Origin of the sequence: Pseudomonas putida (genome assembly GCA_041071465.1) — a bacterium.
Classification (GTDB): Bacteria; Pseudomonadota; Gammaproteobacteria; order Pseudomonadales; family Pseudomonadaceae; genus Aquipseudomonas; species Aquipseudomonas putida_P.
In genome coordinates, this window is the sequence record CP163498.1 from 50,959 (window position 1) to 70,527 (window position 19,569).

At 62.4% G+C, this 19,569-nt stretch carries 13 protein-coding genes and 3 pseudogenes; 14 read left to right on the top strand and 2 right to left on the bottom strand.

Annotated features, from left to right (window positions below; genetic code table 11):
- Positions 1-43 precede the first annotated feature (43 nt).
- Complete coding sequence (locus AB5975_00250) at positions 44-940, top strand: LysR substrate-binding domain-containing protein (protein XDR20450.1); 897 nt, start codon at positions 44-46, stop codon at positions 938-940.
- A gap of 121 nt (positions 941-1,061) precedes the next feature.
- Entirely contained in the window at positions 1,062-2,312 is a 1,251-nt protein-coding gene (locus tag AB5975_00255) for an aspartate aminotransferase family protein (GenBank protein XDR20451.1), read from the top strand.
- A gap of 3 nt (positions 2,313-2,315) precedes the next feature.
- Here AB5975_00255 and AB5975_00260 read toward each other — a convergent pair whose 3' ends face one another.
- Positions 2,316-2,618: a hypothetical protein gene (locus tag AB5975_00260; GenBank protein ID XDR20452.1), complete on the bottom strand. Its 303-nt coding sequence runs from the start codon at positions 2,616-2,618 to the stop codon at positions 2,316-2,318.
- A 159-nt stretch (positions 2,619-2,777) separates the two neighbouring features.
- Here AB5975_00260 and AB5975_00265 point away from each other — a divergent pair, with 159 nt between their 5' ends.
- Both AB5975_00265 and fusA read left to right on the top strand, forming a co-directional pair.
- A complete protein-coding gene (locus AB5975_00265; GenBank protein ID XDR20453.1) occupies positions 2,778-3,203 on the top strand; it encodes a hypothetical protein in 426 nt (141 codons plus the stop codon).
- 73 nt (positions 3,204-3,276) lie between these two features.
- A complete protein-coding gene (gene fusA, locus AB5975_00270) occupies positions 3,277-5,397 on the top strand; it encodes an elongation factor G (GenBank protein ID XDR20454.1) in 2,121 nt (706 codons plus the stop codon).
- A gap of 72 nt (positions 5,398-5,469) precedes the next feature.
- On the opposite strand, the gene AB5975_00275 is transcribed toward fusA, so the two are convergent.
- Positions 5,470-6,912 carry a SulP family inorganic anion transporter gene (locus AB5975_00275; GenBank protein XDR20455.1) on the bottom strand — a complete coding sequence of 481 codons (1,443 nt, stop codon included), beginning with the start codon at positions 6,910-6,912 and terminating at the stop codon, positions 5,470-5,472.
- 222 nt (positions 6,913-7,134) lie between these two features.
- Between AB5975_00275 and AB5975_00280 the strand changes: the two genes are divergently transcribed.
- The 10 genes and pseudogenes from AB5975_00280 (at position 7,135) to nuoH (ending at position 19,563) form a co-directional block, all read left to right on the top strand.
- On the top strand, positions 7,135-7,905 hold the full coding sequence (locus AB5975_00280; GenBank protein XDR20456.1) for a secretin N-terminal domain-containing protein: 771 nt from the start codon (positions 7,135-7,137) through the stop codon (positions 7,903-7,905).
- Between the two features lie 457 nt (positions 7,906-8,362).
- Positions 8,363-9,687, top strand: a pseudogene (gene aceA / locus AB5975_00285) (isocitrate lyase).
- A gap of 157 nt (positions 9,688-9,844) precedes the next feature.
- On the top strand, positions 9,845-10,507 hold the full coding sequence (locus AB5975_00290; protein ID XDR20457.1) for a lysoplasmalogenase: 663 nt from the start codon (positions 9,845-9,847) through the stop codon (positions 10,505-10,507).
- A gap of 380 nt (positions 10,508-10,887) precedes the next feature.
- Positions 10,888-11,301, top strand: a complete 414-nt coding sequence (locus AB5975_00295) for an NADH-quinone oxidoreductase subunit A (GenBank protein ID XDR20458.1) — start codon at positions 10,888-10,890, stop codon at positions 11,299-11,301.
- 10 nt (positions 11,302-11,311) lie between these two features.
- The gene (locus AB5975_00300; protein ID XDR20459.1) at positions 11,312-11,989 is read left to right on the top strand and encodes an NADH-quinone oxidoreductase subunit B family protein; all 678 of its coding nucleotides are present in this window, start codon (positions 11,312-11,314) and stop codon (positions 11,987-11,989) included.
- 79 nt (positions 11,990-12,068) lie between these two features.
- Positions 12,069-13,849 (top strand): annotated as a pseudogene (gene nuoC, locus AB5975_00305) (NADH-quinone oxidoreductase subunit C/D).
- 2 nt (positions 13,850-13,851) lie between these two features.
- The gene (nuoE, locus tag AB5975_00310; protein XDR20460.1) at positions 13,852-14,349 is read left to right on the top strand and encodes an NADH-quinone oxidoreductase subunit NuoE; all 498 of its coding nucleotides are present in this window, start codon (positions 13,852-13,854) and stop codon (positions 14,347-14,349) included.
- A pseudogene (gene nuoF, locus AB5975_00315) lies at positions 14,346-15,711 on the top strand (NADH-quinone oxidoreductase subunit NuoF). Before nuoE ends, nuoF begins: the two are co-directional and overlap by 4 nt.
- Positions 15,712-15,844: 133 nt before the next feature.
- Positions 15,845-18,559 carry an NADH-quinone oxidoreductase subunit NuoG gene (gene nuoG / locus AB5975_00320; protein ID XDR20461.1) on the top strand — a complete coding sequence of 905 codons (2,715 nt, stop codon included), beginning with the start codon at positions 15,845-15,847 and terminating at the stop codon, positions 18,557-18,559.
- Positions 18,556-19,563, top strand: coding sequence for an NADH-quinone oxidoreductase subunit NuoH (gene nuoH / locus AB5975_00325; GenBank protein ID XDR20462.1), 1,008 nt, complete (start codon positions 18,556-18,558; stop codon positions 19,561-19,563). The genes nuoG and nuoH overlap by 4 nt, the downstream gene beginning before the upstream one ends.
- Positions 19,564-19,569: the final 6 nt, after the last annotated feature.

Here is a 19,569-nt window from a genome sequence, read left to right on the forward strand (position 1 = left end):
TTTGGAATGAACTTCATCCTTTTTTGCTCGGTATTTGCCCGTCATGTCCAAACGCCTGATGCCTTCGACCACCGCCCTTCAGTGCTTCGAAGCGGCCGCCCGCCACCTCAGTTTCACCCGTGCGGCCCAGGAACTGCACCTGACCCAGAGCGCTGTCAGCAAGCAGGTGGCGCAGCTTGAGGACATGCTCTCGCACTCGCTGTTTCAGCGCATTCGACGGCGCCTGCACCTGACCCCGGCCGGCGCGCTGTACCTCACCGAAGTGAACAAGATCCTCACCCAGATCGACATCTCCAGCCGCTACATCCTCAGCTACGGCGACGAAACCGAAGTGCTGCGCATCGCCACCCAACCCACCTTCGGCGCGCGCTGGCTGGTGCCCAAGCTCAAGGGTTTTGGCGACCGCTACCCACGCATTCACCTGGATGTACGCAACGAGCTGGAGCCGTTCGACCTGGTACAGGCCAAGGCCGACATCGCCTTTTTCTTCGGTCAGGGCACCTGGCCTGGTGCAACCTGCATCGAGCTGTTCAGCGAAGAAGTGGTGCCCGTCTGCAGCCCGCAGCTGCTGGCCAATCACCGATTCGACAGCGCCCAGGCGCTGACCGAGCACCGCCTGCTGCAGTGCGTGTCGCGGCCGGAAGCCTGGCATGAGTGGTTTCTCGGGCTGGGGCTGCACAGCCAGAACAGCTACCACGGGCCGCGCTTCGACACGTTCTACCTGTGCATCCGGGCGGCCATTGCCGGCTGCGGCATTGCCCTGATACCACGCTACCTGGTGGCCGAAGAACTGAGCGAGGGCAAGCTGGTGGTGGCTTGGGACCACCCGGTGGCGAGCAATGGCCGGCACTTCATTGCCCATGCCGAGCATGCGGCCGAAGTGCCGAAGATCAGGGCTTTTGTGCAGTGGATCCGCGAACGGGTGGCTGAGGGGGACTGATTCAACCGATCCCGGCCAGATCACGAATCCAGGGAATGACCGCAATCGAATAATTCGTTTGCGAAATACCCCCTCGACACGCTTGGATAATAAGAAACTCGAACAAAGGTCCCGCGTGCCCATGAACCAGGAAAGTATCAGCCAATCCATCGCCATCGTTCACCCGATCACACTTTCCCATGGCCGCAATGCCGAAGTCTGGGACACCGACGGCAAACGCTATATCGACTTTGTCGGCGGTATCGGTGTACTCAACCTGGGCCACTGCAACCCGGCCGTGGTCGAGGCCATCCAGGCCCAGGCCACCCGCCTGACCCACTACGCCTTCAACGCGGCACCTCACGGCCCGTACCTTGCGTTGATGGAGCAGCTGAGCCAGTTCGTGCCCGTCAGCTACCCACTGGCCGGCATGCTCACCAACAGCGGCGCGGAAGCAGCGGAAAACGCCCTGAAAGTGGCCCGCGGCGCTACCGGCAAGCGCGCCATCATCGCCTTCGACGGTGGCTTCCATGGGCGCACCCTGGCCACCTTGAACCTCAACGGCAAAGTCGCCCCTTACAAGCAACGGGTCGGAGAACTGCCCGGGCCGGTGTACCACCTGCCCTACCCCAGCGCCGACACCGGGGTGACCTGCGAACAGGCACTCAAGGCCATGGACCGCCTGTTCAGCGTCGAGCTGGCCGTGGAAGACGTGGCAGCGTTCATCTTCGAACCGGTACAAGGCGAAGGCGGCTTCCTCGCCCTGGACCCGGCCTTCGCCCAGGCCCTGCGCCGCTTCTGCGACGAGCGCGGCATCCTGATCATCATCGACGAGATCCAGTCGGGCTTTGGCCGCACCGGCCAGCGCTTCGCCTTCCCGCGCCTGGGCATCGAGCCCGACCTGCTGCTGCTGGCCAAGAGCATTGCCGGTGGCATGCCACTGGGTGCGGTGGTCGGGCGCAAGGAATTGATGGCATCGCTGCCCAAGGGCGGCCTGGGTGGCACCTATTCAGGCAACCCGATTGCCTGTGCGGCAGCCCTGGCCAGCCTGGCGCAGATGACCGACGAAAACGTCGCCACCTGGGGTGAGCGCCAGGAGCAGGCGATCGTCAGCCGTGTCGAGCGCTGGAAGTCCTCGGGCCTGAGCCCGTACATCGGCCGCCTGACCGGCGTGGGCGCCATGCGCGGTATCGAGTTCGTCAATGCCGACGGCAGCCCGGCACCGGCGCCACTGGCCAAGGTGATGGAGGCGGCGCGGGCCAAGGGCCTGCTGCTGATGCCCAGCGGCAAAGCGCGGCACATCATCCGCCTGCTGGCCCCCCTGACCATCGAGGCCGAGGTGCTCGAAGAAGGCCTGGATATCCTCGAGCAGTGCCTGACGGAGCTGAACTGAGGTTTACAGACCCAGTTCTTGCGGGGTGAGCATGTCGGACTCGAAGGCAATCCAGCCGCCTTCGAGCTCAGCGTGGCCATTGACGATCGGGCCGTAGTAGGTCAGGCCGTTTTCCAAGGTCACGCAGATATGCGTGGCGCTTTTTTCTGGGGCCGCGAGCGTACCGACGAAATGCACCTTTTTCAGGGTTTCGGTCACCGCCTCCAGGCCAACGCGCATGTTGGGGTTTTCCGAGGCCTCGGTATCTCCGCCACGGTCTTCGGCGCTGATGGTCACGGTGGCGGTGTACGGGTACTGGGTGCTCAAGCGGGGTTACCTCATTGGGTGTGTAGGCGTATGGGCGCGTAGAGTACGGCAGGCGGCCCCTGTTGTCTCTACTGGCCTCATCGCCAGCAAAAGGTGATCTGCCTGCCCCGATCTGTTAGGGTGCCCGCCGATGCACGCCACACCACACGAGGATCCCGAGTGAGCGCCGAAGAACCCCTGATCGCCGACCTGTTCGACGTCGACAAACGCCTGTCCCTCAAGCCTGTCGTGGACTTCAACAGTTACCTGCGCAACGCCTTCGGCGAAGGCCCGTGCCGCTGCCACCGCTGCCTTGAAGGTGCCGACCCAAGCACCTACAGCCACGCGCACGACTTCACCTTCGAGGGCCGCCAGTGGCACCGCCGCTTCGCCAGCACCGCCGGCAGCGACGTCGGCCAGGTGTTGAAAAAGGCCTGGCTGTCCTACACCAAAGCCGACCTCAACCTGATCGGCGTGCTGGACCTGACCACCCTCAAGACCTTTACCGAAGACGCCCTGCACGCGCGCCTGCTGGCCTTGCTGCCGGCCAGCGGCCTGGCCCGTGAAGTGGATGGCCAATGGATGCTGCAAGCCCAGGCCGACTGACGGCCCGGCGGCACGGCAGGATTCCACCGGTCTGCTAACGTGGTGGAATCCGCCCATTCGCAGGTAGTCCGCCATGGCCCGCACAACGCCCATCGAGCTGTACCGCAATATCGGCATCGTCGCCCACGTGGACGCCGGCAAGACCACGACCACCGAGCGGATCCTGTTCTACACCGGGGTCAACCACAAGATGGGCGAGGTGCACGATGGCGCCGCGACCATGGACTGGATGGCCCAGGAGCAGGAGCGCGGCATCACCATCACCTCGGCGGCGACCACGGCCTTCTGGCAAGGCTCGACCAAGCAATTCCCCGACAAGTACCGCTTCAACATCATCGATACCCCCGGCCACGTCGACTTCACCATCGAGGTGGAGCGCTCGTTGCGCGTGCTCGATGGTGCGGTGGTGGTCTTCAGCGGTGCTGACGGGGTAGAGCCGCAGTCCGAGACAGTCTGGCGCCAGGCCAACAAATACCATGTGCCACGCCTGGCCTACATCAACAAGATGGACCGCCAGGGCGCCGACTTCCTGCGCGTGGTCAAACAGATCGACAAGCGCCTGGGGCACCACCCGGTGCCGATACAGCTCGCCATCGGCAGTGAAGAGAACTTCATTGGCCAGATCGACCTGGTGAAGATGAAGGCCATTTACTGGAACGATGACGACCATGGCACGAGTTATCGCGAAGAAGAGATCCCCGAGGAGCTCAAGGCGCTGGCCGACGAATGGCGCGCGCACATGCTCGAAGCGGCGGCCGAGGCCAATGACGAGCTGACCATGAAGTTTCTCGACGGCGAGGAACTTAGCATCGACGAGGTCAAGGCTGCCCTGCGCCAGCGTACTATCGCCAACGAAATCGTGCCGACCATCCTTGGTTCATCGTTCAAGAACAAGGGTGTGCCGCTGATGCTCGATGCCGTCATCGACTACCTGCCCGCCCCGTCCGAAATCCCGGCGATCAAAGGCACCGACCCGGATGACGAAGCAAAACACCTGGAGCGCCACGCCGACGACAAGGAACCATTTTCGGCATTGGCCTTCAAGATTGCCACCGACCCCTTTGTTGGCACCCTCACCTTCGCCCGCGTGTACTCCGGTGTGCTCAGTTCAGGCAACGCGGTACTCAACTCGGTCAAAGGCAAGAAGGAACGCATCGGCCGCATGGTACAGATGCACGCCAACCAGCGCGCCGAAATCAAGGACGTGTGCGCCGGCGACATCGCCGCACTGATCGGCATGAAGGATGTGACTACCGGCGACACCCTGTGCGACATCGACAAACCGATCATCCTGGAACGCATGGATTTCCCCGACCCCGTGATTTCCGTGGCCGTGGAACCGAAGACCAAGGCCGATCAGGAAAAAATGGGTATCGCCCTGGGCAAGCTGGCCCAGGAGGACCCATCGTTTCGCGTACGTACGGATGAAGAAACCGGTCAGACCATCATCTCCGGCATGGGCGAATTGCACCTGGACATCATCGTCGACCGCATGCGCCGCGAGTTCAATGTCGAAGCCAATATCGGCAAGCCGCAGGTGGCCTACCGCGAAAAAATCCGCAACACCTGCGAGATCGAGGGGCGCTTCGTCCGCCAGTCCGGCGGGCGCGGCCAATATGGCCACTGCTGGATCCGCTTTGCGCCTGGCGATGAGGGCAAGGAGGGCCTGGAATTCGTCAACGAGATTGTCGGCGGCGTAGTGCCGCGCGAGTACATCCCGGCAATCCAGAAAGGCATCGAAGAACAAATGAAAAACGGCGTACTTGCCGGTTACCCGCTGATCAACCTCAAGGCCGCGGTGTTCGACGGTTCCTATCACGACGTCGACTCCAACGAAATGGCCTACAAGATCGCCGCGTCGATGGCCACCAAGCAGCTGTCGCAGAAAGGCGGCGCGGTGCTGCTGGAGCCGGTGATGAAGGTCGAGGTGGTTACGCCCGAAGAGTATCAGGGGGACATCATGGGCGACCTGAGCCGCCGCCGAGGCATGATCCAGGACGGCGACGAGACGCCTGCAGGTAAGGTGATTCGCGCCGAAGTACCACTGGGGGAGATGTTCGGCTATGCCACCTCAATGCGCTCGATGACCCAAGGGCGCGCAAGCTACACGATGGAGTTCACCAAATACGCCGAGGCACCGGCAAACATTGTCGAGACGATCATCAGCAAGAGCCAGGGCAAAACCAAAACCTAACCCTCCGATGGCGCTCCAGTCCTCCAGTTTTCGCCAAACCCCTGGAGGGCTGGCCACCCAACCCTGCAAGCCTCAGTGCTGCTCGCCTGCCCGCTTCAACAGCGTCTTGCACCGCTCCGACAAATGCACCACCCGCAGTTGCTTGCCCGCTTTGGCATAGCGCTCACGCAGTGTTTTCAACGCCGCGATTGCCGAGTAGTCGACAAAGCTCAAATGCTGGCAGTCAAGCGTGACCTTGCCTGGGTCGTTGGCCGGGTCGAACTGGTTGAGGAACGGTGTGGTCGAGGCAAAGAACAGCGTGCCATGCACCTGGTAATGCTTGCCCCCTTCGCCATCCTCATGGCTGTCGGCATACAGCTCTCGCGCATGCTGCCAGGCAAAGTTCACCGCCGCGATGATGATACCGAACAGCACTGCCGTGGCCAGGTCGGTGAATACCGTGACCACGGTCACCGCAATGATCGCCAGCACATCGTTCACCGGCACCTTGTGGAGCACCCGCAGCGACGCCCAGGCGAAGGTCTGCTGAGCCACCACGAACATCACCCCCACCAGCGCCGCCAGCGGAATACGCTCGATCAGCGGCGACAGGAACAACACGAACAGCAAGATCATCACCCCGGCCACTACGCCCGACAACCGGCCACGGCCATTGGAGCTGAGGTTGATCACCGTCTGCCCGATCATCGCGCAGCCACCCATGCCACCGCACAGGCCCGAGACCATGTTGGCGGCACCCAATGCCACACACTCGCGGTCCGGAAAGCCACGGCTCTCGGTGATTTCATCGGTCAGGTTGAGGGTGAGCAGGGTTTCCAGCAGGCCGACCATGGCCATCAACACCGCGTAGGGGGCAATGACCTTCAGGGTGTGCAGATTCCAGGGCACATCCGGCAGCGCCAACCCTGGCAGGCCGCCGGCGATATGCGCCATGTCGCCCAGGGTACGGGTGGGCAGGCCCAACAGGTACACCAGCAGGCCGACACCGAGAATCGCCACCAGCGCCGGCGGCACCGCACGCGTCAGCCTGGGTAGCAGGTAGACCACCACCATGGTCAGTGCCACCAAACCGATCATCAAGTACAGCGGCGCGCCACTGAGCCAGTGATCGCCGTCCTTGAAATGCTCGAGCTGGGCCATGGCAATGACGATTGCCAGGCCGTTGACGAAGCCCAGCATGACCGGGTAAGGCACCAGGCGCACCAGCTTGCCCAGCCTCAACAGACCGAACAGGATCATCACCACGCCACCCAGCAGCACCGTGGCCAACAGGTATTGCACACCGTGCTGCACCACCAACGCGACGATCACCACCGCCATCGAGCCAGCGGCGCCGGAGATCATTCCGGGTCGACCGCCGAACAGCGCAGTCAGGGTACAGATGATGAACGCGCCATACAGGCCCATCAGCGGGTTGAGGTGGGCCACCAGGGCAAAAGCGATGCATTCGGGCACAAGGGCGAACGCGGTGGTCAGGCCGGCGAGCAGGTCGGCGCGTAGTCGGGCGGGCTTCATGGACATCCTGTGGTGCGGTCCGGGCGGACGTTACAAAAACGAGGGGCGCGATGTTACGGAATTTGTCTGACAGCGGCCACCGCTCTCGGCTTTGCAGCGTCAGGCACCCATGCTCGCCTGGCGCGCTGGGCAAACGTAGACAAAAGACAACTTGTGATCTGGAACCGGCACAACCCAGGCAAATTTGCCATCATGATCATTCCACCTGCGGAGATCATGGACATGCCGCTACGCCCCCTTTTCGCTTCCCTGCTGCTCGTTGCCAGCTACGCCGCCCAGGCCGCCACCGAGGTGGTGCCGCTGCAGCACCGCGCCAGCGCCGAACTGCTACCTGCCGCACAGGCATTCATCGGCAAGGACGGTACGGTCAGCGCCTTCGAGAACAAACTGATCGTCAACGCCAGCCCCGAGCGCATCGACGACCTGCGCGCCCTGCTGCAACAGCTGGACACCGCCCCCAAGCGCCTGCTGATCAGCGTCGACAACAACGACAGCAACTTCCAGGATAACCGTGGCAATGCACGCGTCATCCACTACGGCACCAGCAACCGCGACGGCGGCATGCAGCAAGTGCAAGCCAGCGAAGGCCAGCCAGCGCTGATCCAGGTTGGCCAGAGCATCCCGATCACCAGCACCAGCACCGACGGCTACGGGCGCATCCAGAGCAACACCGAATACCGCAACGTGACCCAAGGTTTCTACGTCACACCAAGCCTGAGCGGCGATACGGTTCGTCTGCAAATAAGCACCAATAACGACCGCATCAGCCAGGAACGTGCAGATGTAGTGAAAGTTCAAAGTACCGACACGACAGTCACCGGCAGGCTGGGTGAATGGATCACCCTGGCAGGCTACAACCAGCAGAGCCAAGCCGACCGGAGTACGTCAAGCCGTAGTTACAGCACCCAGCGCGGGGAAAACATGACATTACGTGTCAAAGTCGACCTTCTCGACGGATCCCAGGCAATTCAAGGCCTCGACCAAAGGCCTTGAAACTGACTGCCAAGTCGCATTAGACCAAAGATGTAGTAAGTAGAAAAAACCACTACAAAACATTTGACAGGGTCTTTTTCCCAAGGGCATGATGGCCTCGCTCCCGCTAATCAGGGGCCCTGGCAAGGGCCTTCGAGGCGTGCTCCTCCCCACCCCTGGAGGCGTCTCGTGTCTATACGGCCCACAAGGCGGTTCGACGGGATTGCGACTGCAACGAAGAAGTTGTCCCGAGGGACGGAAGCGCATCACCGCAGTACTGGCAATCGCGTAGCACCGCAGCAAGGCAACCACGAGCCGACCTGCCGGAGCACACCTTCGCCTGGCCTGCCCACCCTTCCCCTTCGAGCCTTCGCGTTCGCCGCCGCACTCCTGCGAACAGGACAGCCGCCAAGCGCCCTGATCTGCACCCGAGCATCAGCACAATTAACCCAAGATCGATGCGACGAGGTTTATTTCCATGGCACTGACACGCGAACAGCAAATTGCAGCCCTCGAGAAAGACTGGGCCGAGAACCCGCGCTGGAAAGGCGTGACCCGTACCTACACCGCCGCTGATGTCGTTCGCCTGCGTGGCTCCTGCAGCCAGAGCACACCCTGGCCCGTCAGGGTGCAGAAAAACTGTGGAAGCTGGTCACCCAAGGTGCCCACCCATCCTTCCGCCCAGAAAAAGATTTCGTCAACTGCATGGGCGCCCTGACCGGTGGCCAGGCAGTGCAGCAGGTCAAGGCCGGCATCCAGGCCATCTACCTGTCCGGCTGGCAGGTTGCCGCCGACAACAACTCGGCCGAGTCGATGTACCCTGACCAGTCGTTGTACCCGGTCGACTCGGTACCGACCGTGGTCAAGCGCATCAACAACTCGTTCCGCCGCGCCGACCAGATCCAGTGGAAAGCCGGCAAGAACCCAGGCGACGAAGGCTACATCGACTACTTCGCACCAATCGTGGCCGACGCTGAAGCCGGTTTCGGCGGCGTACTGAACGCCTACGAGCTGATGAAGAACATGATCGAAGCAGGCGCCGCCGGCGTGCACTTCGAAGACCAGCTGGCCTCGGTGAAAAAATGCGGCCACATGGGCGGCAAGGTACTGGTACCCACCCAGGAAGCCGTACAGAAGCTGGTGGCCGCGCGCCTGGCAGCTGACGTGTCGGGCGTACCGACCATCATCCTGGCCCGCACCGACGCCAACGCCGCCGACCTGCTGACCAGCGACTGCGACCCGTACGACCAGCCGTTCGTGATTGGCGAGCGTACCCGTGAAGGCTTCTACAAGGTACGTGCCGGCCTCGACCAGGCAATTTCCCGCGGCCTGGCCTACGCGCCGTACGCCGACCTGATCTGGTGTGAAACCGCCAAGCCGGACCTGGACGAAGCCCGCCGCTTCGCCGAAGCGATCAAGAAGGAATACCCGGACCAGATCCTGTCGTACAACTGCTCGCCGTCCTTCAACTGGAAGAAGAACCTGGACGATGCCACCATCGCCAAATTCCAGCGCGAGCTGTCGGCCATGGGCTACAAACACCAGTTCATCACCCTGGCTGGCATCCACAACATGTGGCACGGCATGTTCAACCTGGCGCACGACTACGCCCGCAACGACATGACCGCCTACGTGAAACTGCAAGAGCAGGAGTTCGCTGACGCCAGCAAAGGCTACACCTTCGTGGCGCACCAGCAGGAAGTGGGCACCGGCTACTTCGACGACATGACCACCGTGATCCAGGGTGGCGCATCGTCGGTGACTGCACTGACCGGCTCCACCGAGGAAGAGCAGTTCCACTGATGGTGGGTTGCTACTGAAGAAAGGCCCGAGACTTGTGAAAGCCTCGGGCCTTTCTTTTTTTGCCTGCGCGCCTCCAGTAGGAGCGACAAACATCCGAGAACGGCAAAACCCAGGATCAGGTCTATGCTTGGGGCAGCACAGTAGCAAGGACCGCCCCATGCCTCGTCCAAGCCACCTGATGATTCTCGCCCTGACCGCCGCGGCCCTCTATATATATGCACTGGCCAGCGACAATACGCTGCTCGCCCTTCTGGCCAAGCCCATTCCCGTCTTGGCACTTATTGCCTGGCTGCGCGGCGCACCACCCTCACCTTATGCCAGGTGGATCTCTATCGGCCTGGGCTTCTCGGTGCTCGGCGATATCCTGCTGGCCACCCCTGCGGACCTGTTCGTTTTCGGCCTGGCCGCCTTCCTTTGCGCCCACCTTGCCTATCTACGCGCCTATTGCGGCATTACCTTGCGCCCCGCCCTGCCCGCACTCGCATTCAGCGCCATCATTGGCATCACGTTACTGGGCGTACTGGCCGCCCATGGCCTTGGCCCGCTGCTGATCCCGGTCGCACTATACGCGATAGCCATCAGCGCCATGCTTTGGCGCGCCTTGGCATGTGGTGGAATGGCCGCGCTGGGGGCCTGCCTGTTCGTGCTCTCCGACAGCCTGATCGGCATCGACCGCTTCGTCAGCCCGTTCGCCGCCGCGCCCTACCTGATCATCCTCACCTACTGGCTCGGTCAGTGGGCGATTGCTTCATCAGCCAGTCATCGCTCAAACGATAAAGTATTGACCCAGAGCGGTGCGCACGACGCCAGCAGCTGCTAGAACAGGAGGCTTTCGCATTTGCAAGTAGAGGGAACTGCCAGATGAACTTTACAAGGCACAGTACAGCCAAATTAAAAGGCATCAGGCCAAATGATATTAATTATCATTACGAAACTTGTAATTCGTTACCAGTCGCAAGAAACATAATTAACAAAAGCGCACGCAATGCCCAATATCAAGGCTTTCAGCCAGTTACACGCGTGTTTTGTTCTTAATCCTACGAATAAATTTGCGACAGAAATTTTACTTGCACCGGGTTTACCCATAAAATCAGCGCGATTGATTCAGCTGCGACATTTGGTCACTGCACCTGCGACACCACGTCGCCGCTTTACTTATTTCAGACTGCAGAGCTGGGTCTCTGTATAAGGATCTCTAGCATGTCCGATTCGGCAGGACTCATCGCCCACAACTGGGGCTTTGCCATCTTCCTCCTGGGTGTCGTCGGCCTGTGTGCCTTCATGCTCGGCCTGTCCAGCCTGCTCGGTAGCAAGGCCTGGGGCCGCGCCAAGAACGAACCCTTCGAATCCGGCATGCTGCCCGTCGGCAGCGCCCGCCTGCGCCTGTCCGCCAAATTCTATCTGGTCGCGATGCTGTTCGTGATCTTCGATATCGAAGCCCTCTTTCTCTTTGCATGGTCTGTGTCCGTCCGCGAAAGCGGCTGGACCGGGTTCGTCGAAGCTCTCGTTTTCATAGCAATTCTGTTGGCAGGTCTTGTCTACCTATGGCGCGTCGGTGCTCTTGATTGGGCTCCCGAAGGTCGCCGCAAGCGGCAAGCGAAGCTGAAACAATGAGGCTTTGGCAATGCAATACAATCTCACCAGAATCGATCCGGATGCGCCTAACGAGCAGTACCCGGTAGGTGAACGGGAAACCGTCACCGACCAACTGCTGGAGGACCAGGTCCACAAGAACATCTACATGGGGAAACTCGAAGATGTGCTGCGTGGCGCGGTCAACTGGGGTCGCAAGAACTCCCTCTGGCCGTACAACTTCGGCCTGTCCTGCTGCTACGTGGAAATGACCACGGCCTTCACGGCACCCCACGACATCGCCCGCTTCGGCGCCGAAGTCATCCGGGCCTCGCCGCGTCAGGCCGACTTCATGGTCATCGCCGGTACCTGCTTCGTCAAAATGGCGCCGATCATTCAGCGCCTGTATGAGCAGATGCTCGAGCCGAAGTGGGTCATCTCCATGGGTTCGTGCGCCAACTCCGGCGGCATGTACGACATCTACTCGGTCGTTCAGGGGGTCGACAAGTTCCTCCCCGTGGACGTCTATGTGCCTGGCTGCCCGCCACGCCCTGAGGCTTTCCTGCAAGGCTTGATGCTGTTGCAGGAGTCGATCGGCCAAGAACGACGCCCGCTTTCCTGGGTTGTTGGTGATCAAGGTATTTACCGTGCCGAGATGCCAGCCCAGAAAGACCTGCGTCGTGAGCAGCGCATTGCAGTAACCAACCTGCGCAGCCCCGACGAAGTCTGATCCAGCGACCTGCCGCCCGCTCCCGAGGGAGCCGGCGGCCTGGCTTCATTCTTAACGTTGACCCAAAGCGACCGAGACCATGACAGCGGACAACGCTATTTTCATTCCGCCCTACAAGGCTGACGACCAAGATGTGGTCGTCGAACTGAACAACCGTTTTGGCGCCGAAGCATTCGTCGCCCAGGAAACCCGCACCGGCATGCCCGTGCTGTGGGTCAAACGCGCCCAGCTCAAAGAGGTGCTCAGCTTCCTGCGCGGTGTCGCCAAGCCTTACAGCATGCTGTACGACCTGCACGGCGTGGACGAACGCCTGCGCACCCAGCGCCGTGGCCTGCCGGCCGCCGACTTCAGCGTGTTCTACCACCTGTTGTCGGTCGAGCGTAACAGCGACGTGATGATCAAGGTGTCGCTCAGCGAAGGCGACCTGAACCTGCCGACCGTGACCGGTATCTGGCCAAACGCCAACTGGTACGAGCGCGAAGTGTGGGACATGTTCGGCATCGACTTTGCCGGCCACCCGCACCTCAGCCGCATCATGATGCCGCCGACCTGGGAAGGTCACCCGCTGCGCAAGGACTACCCAGCCCGCGCCACCGAGTTCGACCCCTACAGCCTGACCCTGGCCAAGCAGCAGCTTGAAGAGGAATCGGCGCGTTTCAACCCGGAAGCCTGGGCATGAAGCGTCAGGGCGCCAACGAGGACTACATGTTCCTCAACCTCGGCCCCAACCACCCCTCGGCGCACGGTGCGTTCCGTATCGTCCTGCAGCTGGACGGTGAAGAGATCGTCGACTGCGTACCGGACATCGGCTACCACCACCGTGGCGCCGAGAAAATGGCCGAGCGCCAGTCCTGGCACAGTTTCATCCCCTACACCGACCGCATCGACTACCTCGGCGGGGTGATGAACAACCTGCCGTACGTACTGGCAGTGGAAAAACTCGCCGGCATCAAAGTGCCGCAAAAAGTCGACGTGATTCGCATCATGCTCGCCGAGTTCTTCCGCATCACCAGCCACCTGCTGTTCCTGGGTACCTATATCCAGGACGTGGGCGCCATGACCCCGGTGTTCTTCACCTTCACCGACCGCCAGCGCGCCTACACCGTGATCGAAGCGATCACCGGTTTCCGCCTGCACCCGGCCTGGTACCGCATCGGTGGCGTCGCCCACGACCTGCCACGCGGCTGGGACAAGCTGGTCAAGGACTTCGTCGAATGGCTGCCCAAGCGCCTCGACGAATACACCAAGGCTGCCCTGCAGAACAGCATCCTCAAGGGCCGTACCATTGGCGTTGCCGCGTACAACACCAAAGAAGCGCTGGAATGGGGCACCACCGGTGCCGGCCTGCGCTCCACCGGTTGCGACTTCGACCTGCGTAAAGCCCGCCCGTACTCCGGCTACGAGAACTTCGAGTTCGAAGTACCGCTGGCCCACAACGGCGATGCCTACGATCGCTGCATGGTCCGTGTCGAGGAGATGCGCCAGAGTATCCGCATCATCGACCAGTGCCTGCGCAACATGCCGGAAGGCCCGTACAAGGCGGATCACCCGCTGACCACGCCGCCGCCGAAAGAGCGCACCCTGCAGCACATCGAAACCTTGATCACGCACTTCCTGCAAGTCTCGTGGGGCCCGGTCATGCCGGCCAACGAGTCGTTCCAGATGATCGAGGCGACCAAGGGCATCAACAGTTACTACCTGACGAGCGATGGCGGCACCATGAGCTACCGCACCCGGATCCGTACCCCGAGCTACCCGCACCTGCAGCAGATCCCTTCGGTGATCAAAGGCAGCATGGTCGCCGACCTCATTGCGTACCTGGGCAGTATCGACTTCGTTATGGCTGACGTGGACCGCTAAGCATGAACAGCACGCTTATCCAGACAGACCGTTTCGCCCTGAGCGAAACAGAGCGCTCGGCCATCGAGCACGAGATGCATCACTACGAGGACCCGCGCGCGGCGTCCATCGAAGCCCTGAAGATCGTCCAGAAGGAACGTGGCTGGGTGCCGGACGGCGCCATCCACGCCATCGGCGAAGTGCTGGGCATCCCGGCCAGCGACGTCGAGGGCGTGGCCACCTTCTACAGCCAGATCTTCCGCCAGCCGGTCGGCCGCCACATCATCCGCGTGTGCGACAGCATGGTCTGCTACATCGGCGGCCACGAGTCGGTCGTCAGCCAGATCCAGAGCGAGCTGGGCATCGGCCTCGGCCAGACTACCGCCGACGGCCGCTTCACCCTGCTGCCAGTGTGCTGCCTGGGCAACTGCGACAAGGCCCCGGCGCTGATGATCGACGATGACACCTTTGGCGACGTGCAGCCCGCTGGCGTCACCAAACTGCTGGAGGGTTACGTATGACCATCACTTCCTTCGGCCCGGCCAACCGCATCGCGCGTTCGGCCGAAAACTCATCCGCTGACCTGGCGCCTGCGTGACGATGGCGAGCCAGTATGGCTGGCCGAGTACGAATCGAAAAACGGCTACGCCGCAGCCCGCAAGGCGCTGGCGCAGATGTCGCAGGACGATATCGTGCAAGCGGTCAAGGACTCCGGCCTCAAGGGCCGTGGTGGCGCAGGCTTCCCCACGGGTGTGAAGTGGGGCCTGATGCCCAAAGACGAATCCATGAACATCCGCTACCTGCTGTGCAACGCGGACGAAATGGAGCCCAACACCTGGAAGGACCGCATGCTGATGGAGCAACAGCCCCATCTGCTGGTCGAGGGCATGCTGATCAGCGCCCGCGCCCTGAAGGCCTACCGTGGCTACATCTTCCTGCGTGGCGAATACACCACCGCAGCGAAAAACCTCAACCGTGCCATCGATGAAGCCAAGGCCGCAGGCCTCTTGGGCAAGAACATCCTGGGCTCTGGTTTCGATTTCGAGCTGTTCGTGCACACCGGTGCCGGCCGCTACATCTGCGGTGAAGAAACCGCGCTGATCAACTCGCTGGAAGGCCGCCGCGCCAACCCGCGTTCCAAGCCGCCCTTCCCTGCCGCCGTGGGCGTATGGGGCAAGCCGACGTGCGTGAACAACGTCGAAACCCTGTGCAACGTGCCGGCCATCGTCGCCAATGGCAACGACTGGTACAAGTCGCTGGCCCGTGAAGGCAGCGAAGACCACGGTACCAAGCTGATGGGCTTCTCCGGCAAGGTGAAGAACCCAGGCCTGTGGGAATTGCCATTCGGCGTCACCGCTCGCGAGTTGTTCGAAGACTACGCCGGCGGCATGCGCGACGGCTTCAAGCTCAAGTGCTGGCAGCCAGGCGGCGCCGGTACTGGTTTCCTGCTGCCCGAGCACCTCGACGCACAAATGTACGCCGGCGGCATCGCCAAGGTCGGCACCCGTATGGGTACTGGCTTGGCCATGGCGGTGGACGACAGCATCAACATGGTTTCGCTGCTGCGCAACATGGAAGAGTTCTTCGCCCGTGAGTCGTGCGGCTGGTGCACACCCTGCCGTGACGGCCTGCCGTGGAGCGTGAAGATGCTGCGTGCGCTGGAGAAAGGTCAGGGCCGCGCCGAAGACATCGAGACACTGCTGGGGCTGGTCAACTTCCTCGGCCCTGGCCGTACCTTCTGTGCTCACGCACCAGGTGCCGTCGAGCCGCTGGGCAGTGCCATCAAATACTTCCGGTCCGAGTTCGAAGCCGGTGTCGCGCCAGCCTCCGCTGGTGACACCCTGCGCCCTAACCTGGCCAAGCCGATCGTGGTCGGCGCATAACAAGATGATTAGGCGGGTGGTCCGTGCCACTCGCCAGCTTGCCGGCAGGCCCGATTCATTCGCGGCGTGTCGCAAGCTCACCGATTTCCATTAGCCACGCCCGCTCACGCGGGCCAACGAAGAACTTTGAACAATGGCCACTATCCACGTAGACGGCAAAGCGCTCGAAGTCAACGGTGCAGACAACCTGTTACAGGCATGTCTGTCGCTAGGCCTCGACATCCCTTATTTCTGCTGGCACCCGGCGCTCGGTAGCGTTGGCGCCTGCCGGCAGTGCGCGGTCAAGCAGTACACCGACGAGAACGACACCCGTGGTCGTATCGTCATGTCCTGCATGACCCCTGCTTCCGACGGCACCTGGATCTCCATCGAAGACGAAGAATCCAAGGCGTTTCGCGCCAGCGTCGTCGAATGGCTGATGACCAACCACCCGCACGACTGCCCAGTGTGCGAGGAAGGCGGTCACTGCCACCTGCAGGACATGACGGTAATGACCGGCCACAACGAGCGCCGCTACCGTTTCACCAAGCGTACCCACCAGAACCAGGACCTCGGCCCGTTCATCGCCCATGAGATGAACCGCTGCATCGCCTGCTACCGCTGCGTGCGCTACTACAAGGACTACGCCGGTGGCACCGACCTGGGCGTATACGGTGCCCACGACAACGTGTACTTCGGCCGCGTCGAAGACGGCGTGCTGGAAAGCGAATTCTCCGGCAACCTGACCGAGGTCTGCCCAACCGGCGTGTTCACCGACAAGACCCACTCCGAGCGCTACAACCGCAAGTGGGACATGCAGTTCGCCCCAAGCATCTGCCATGGCTGCTCCAGCGGCTGCAACATCAGCCCGGGTGAACGCTACGGCGAGCTGCGCCGTATCGAAAACCGCTTCAACGGCTCGGTCAACCAGTACTTCCTGTGCGACCGTGGCCGCTTCGGCTACGGCTATGTCAACCGCAAGGACCGCCCACGCCAGCCACACCTGGCCGATGGCACCAAGCTGGGCCTGGACGCCGCCCTGGACAAAGCCGCCGACCTGCTGCGCGGCCGCACCATCGTTGGTATCGGCTCGCCACGCGCCAGCCTCGAAAGCAACTACGGCCTGCGTGAGCTGGTCGGCGCCGAGTATTTCTACTCCGGCATGGAAGCTGGCGAACTGGCACGCGTACGCCTGGCCCTGAACGTGCTGAACAACAGCCCGCTGCCAGTGCCGACCCTGCGCGACATCGAAGACCACGACGCGGTGTTCGTGCTCGGTGAAGACCTGACCCAGACCGCTGCCCGCGTTGCCCTGGCCGTGCGCCAGGCCACCAAAGGCAAGGCCGAGGCCATGGCCGAAGCCATGAAGGTCCAGCCTTGGCTCGACGCTGCGGTCAAGAACATCGGCCAGCACGCACTGTACCCGCTGTTCATCGCCTCCCTGGCTGAAACCAAGCTCGACGACGTCGCCGAAGAGTGCGTACACGCAGCCCCGGCCGACCTCGCCCGCATCGGTTTCGCCGTGGCCCACGCCATCGACCCGAGCGCACCGGCAGTCGCCGGCCTGGACGACGAAGCCAAGGCCCTGGCCCAGCGCATCGCCGACGCCCTGGTGGCCGCCAAGCGCCCACTGGTGGTTGCCGGTACTTCCCTGGCCGACCCGGCGCTGATCGAAGCCGCCGCCAACATCGCCAAGGCCCTGAAACTGCGCGAGAAAAACGGCTCGCTGAGCCTGGTGGTGCCTGAGGCCAACAGCATCGGCCTGGCCATGCTTGGTGGCGAGTCCGTCGATGCTGCCCTGGATGCGGTCATCAGCGGCAAGGCCGACGCCATCGTCGTGCTGGAAAACGACCTGTACGCCCGCGTACCGGCCGCCAAGGTTGATGCAGCCCTGGCTGCCGCCAAGGTGGTGATCGTTGCCGACCACTCCAAAACCGCCACTGTCGACCGCGCCCACCTGGTGCTGCCGGCCGCCTCGTTCGCCGAAGGCGACGGCACCCTGGTCAGCCAGGAAGGCCGTGCCCAGCGCTTCTTCCAGGTGTTCGACCCGCAGTACCTGGACAGCAGCATCCAGATCCACGAAGGCTGGCGCTGGATGCACGCCCTGCGTGCCACCCTGCTGAACAAGCCGGTCGACTGGACCCAGCTGGACCACGTTACCAGCGCCTGCGCCGAAGCCGCCCCGCAACTGGCCGGCATCGTCAACGCCGCACCAAGCGCCGCATTCCGCATCAAGGGCATGAAACTGGCCCGTGAGCCGCTGCGCTACTCCGGTCGTACCGCCATGCGCGCCAACATCAGCGTGCACGAGCCACGTACCCCGCAAGACAAGGACACCGCGTTCGCCTTCTCCATGGAAGGCTACTCGGGCTCGGCCGAACCGCGCCAGCAGGTGCCGTTCGCCTGGTCGCCGGGCTGGAACTCGCCGCAAGCCTGGAACAAGTTCCAGGACGAAGTCGGTGGCCACCTGCGCGCCGGTGACCCAGGTGTGCGCCTGATCGAATCGCAAGGCGACCGTCTGAACTGGTTCAACGCCATTCCGGGTGCTTTCAACCCGGCCCGTGGCACCTGGACTGCCGTGCCGTTCTTCCACCTGTTCGGCAGCGAAGAAAGCTCGTCGCGCGCAGCCCCGGTGCAACAGCGCATCCCGGCTGCCTACGTGGCCCTGGCCAAGTCCGAAGCCGACCGCCTGGGTGTCAACGACGGCGCGATGCTGAGCCTGAACGTGGCCGGTGTGGCCCTGCGCCTGCCGCTGCGTATCAATGAAGAGCTGGGCGCTGGCCTGGTCGCGTTGCCGAAAGGCCTGGCCGGCATCCCGCCTGCCATCTTCGGTGCATCCGTCGAAGGCCTGCAGGAGGCAGCACAATGAGCTGGTTCACCCCCGAAGTGATCGATGTGATCATCCAGGTCGTCAAGGCTATCGTGGTGCTGCTGGCCGTGGTGGTCTGCGGCGCCCTGCTCAGCTTCGTCGAGCGCCGTCTGCTGGGCTGGTGGCAGGACCGCTACGGTCCGAACCGTGTCGGCCCGTTCGGCATGTTCCAGATCGCCGCCGACATGCTGAAGATGTTCTTTAAGGAAGACTGGAACCCGCCCTTCGTCGACAAGATGATCTTCACCCTGGCGCCGGTCGTGGCCATGAGCGCCCTGCTGATCGGCTTCTCGATCATCCCGATCACACCGGGCTGGGGCGTTGCCGACCTGAACATCGGCCTGCTGTTCTTCTTCGCCATGGCCGGCCTGTCGGTCTACGCGGTACTGTTCGCTGGCTGGTCGTCGAACAACAAGTACGCCCTGCTGGGCAGCTTGCGTGCTTCGGCACAGACCGTGTCGTACGAAGTGTTCCTGGGCCTGGCGCTGATGGGCGTGGTGGTACAGGTAGGCTCCTTCAACATGCGCGACATCGTCGAGTACCAGGCGCAGAACCTGTGGTTCATCATTCCGCAGTTCTTCGGCTTCTGCACCTTCTTCATCGCTGGCGTCGCCGTGACTCACCGTCACCCGTTCGACCAGCCAGAAGCAGAACAGGAACTGGCCGACGGCTACCACATCGAGTATGCCGGCATGAAATGGGGCATGTTCTTCGTCGGTGAGTACATCGGCATCATCCTCATCTCGGCGCTGCTGGTAACCCTGTTCTTCGGCGGCTGGCACGGCCCGTTCGGCATTCTGCCGCAAGTGCCGTTCCTGTGGTTCGCCTTGAAGACCGCGTTCTTCATCATGCTGTTCATCCTGCTGCGCGCCTCGATCCCGCGCCCGCGCTATGACCAGGTGATGGACTTCAGCTGGAAGTTCTGCCTGCCGCTGACCCTGATCAATTTGCTGGTGACCGCTGCGATCGTGCTCTACAACACGCCAGCCGTCGCGGCCCAGTGAGGATTT

Coding starts and splice junctions, on each gene's coding strand:
- AB5975_00250 (XDR20450.1), top strand. CDS start 44: ATGTCCAAACGCCTGATGCCTTCGACCACCGCCCTTCAGTGCTTCGAA.
- AB5975_00255 (XDR20451.1), top strand. CDS start 1,062: ATGAACCAGGAAAGTATCAGCCAATCCATCGCCATCGTTCACCCGATC.
- fusA (XDR20454.1), top strand. CDS start 3,277: ATGGCCCGCACAACGCCCATCGAGCTGTACCGCAATATCGGCATCGTC.
- AB5975_00275 (XDR20455.1), bottom strand. CDS start 6,912: ATGAAGCCCGCCCGACTACGCGCCGACCTGCTCGCCGGCCTGACCACC.
- AB5975_00280 (XDR20456.1), top strand. CDS start 7,135: ATGCCGCTACGCCCCCTTTTCGCTTCCCTGCTGCTCGTTGCCAGCTAC.
- AB5975_00290 (XDR20457.1), top strand. CDS start 9,845: ATGCCTCGTCCAAGCCACCTGATGATTCTCGCCCTGACCGCCGCGGCC.
- AB5975_00295 (XDR20458.1), top strand. CDS start 10,888: ATGTCCGATTCGGCAGGACTCATCGCCCACAACTGGGGCTTTGCCATC.
- AB5975_00300 (XDR20459.1), top strand. CDS start 11,312: ATGCAATACAATCTCACCAGAATCGATCCGGATGCGCCTAACGAGCAG.
- nuoE (XDR20460.1), top strand. CDS start 13,852: ATGAACAGCACGCTTATCCAGACAGACCGTTTCGCCCTGAGCGAAACA.
- nuoG (XDR20461.1), top strand. CDS start 15,845: ATGGCCACTATCCACGTAGACGGCAAAGCGCTCGAAGTCAACGGTGCA.
- nuoH (XDR20462.1), top strand. CDS start 18,556: ATGAGCTGGTTCACCCCCGAAGTGATCGATGTGATCATCCAGGTCGTC.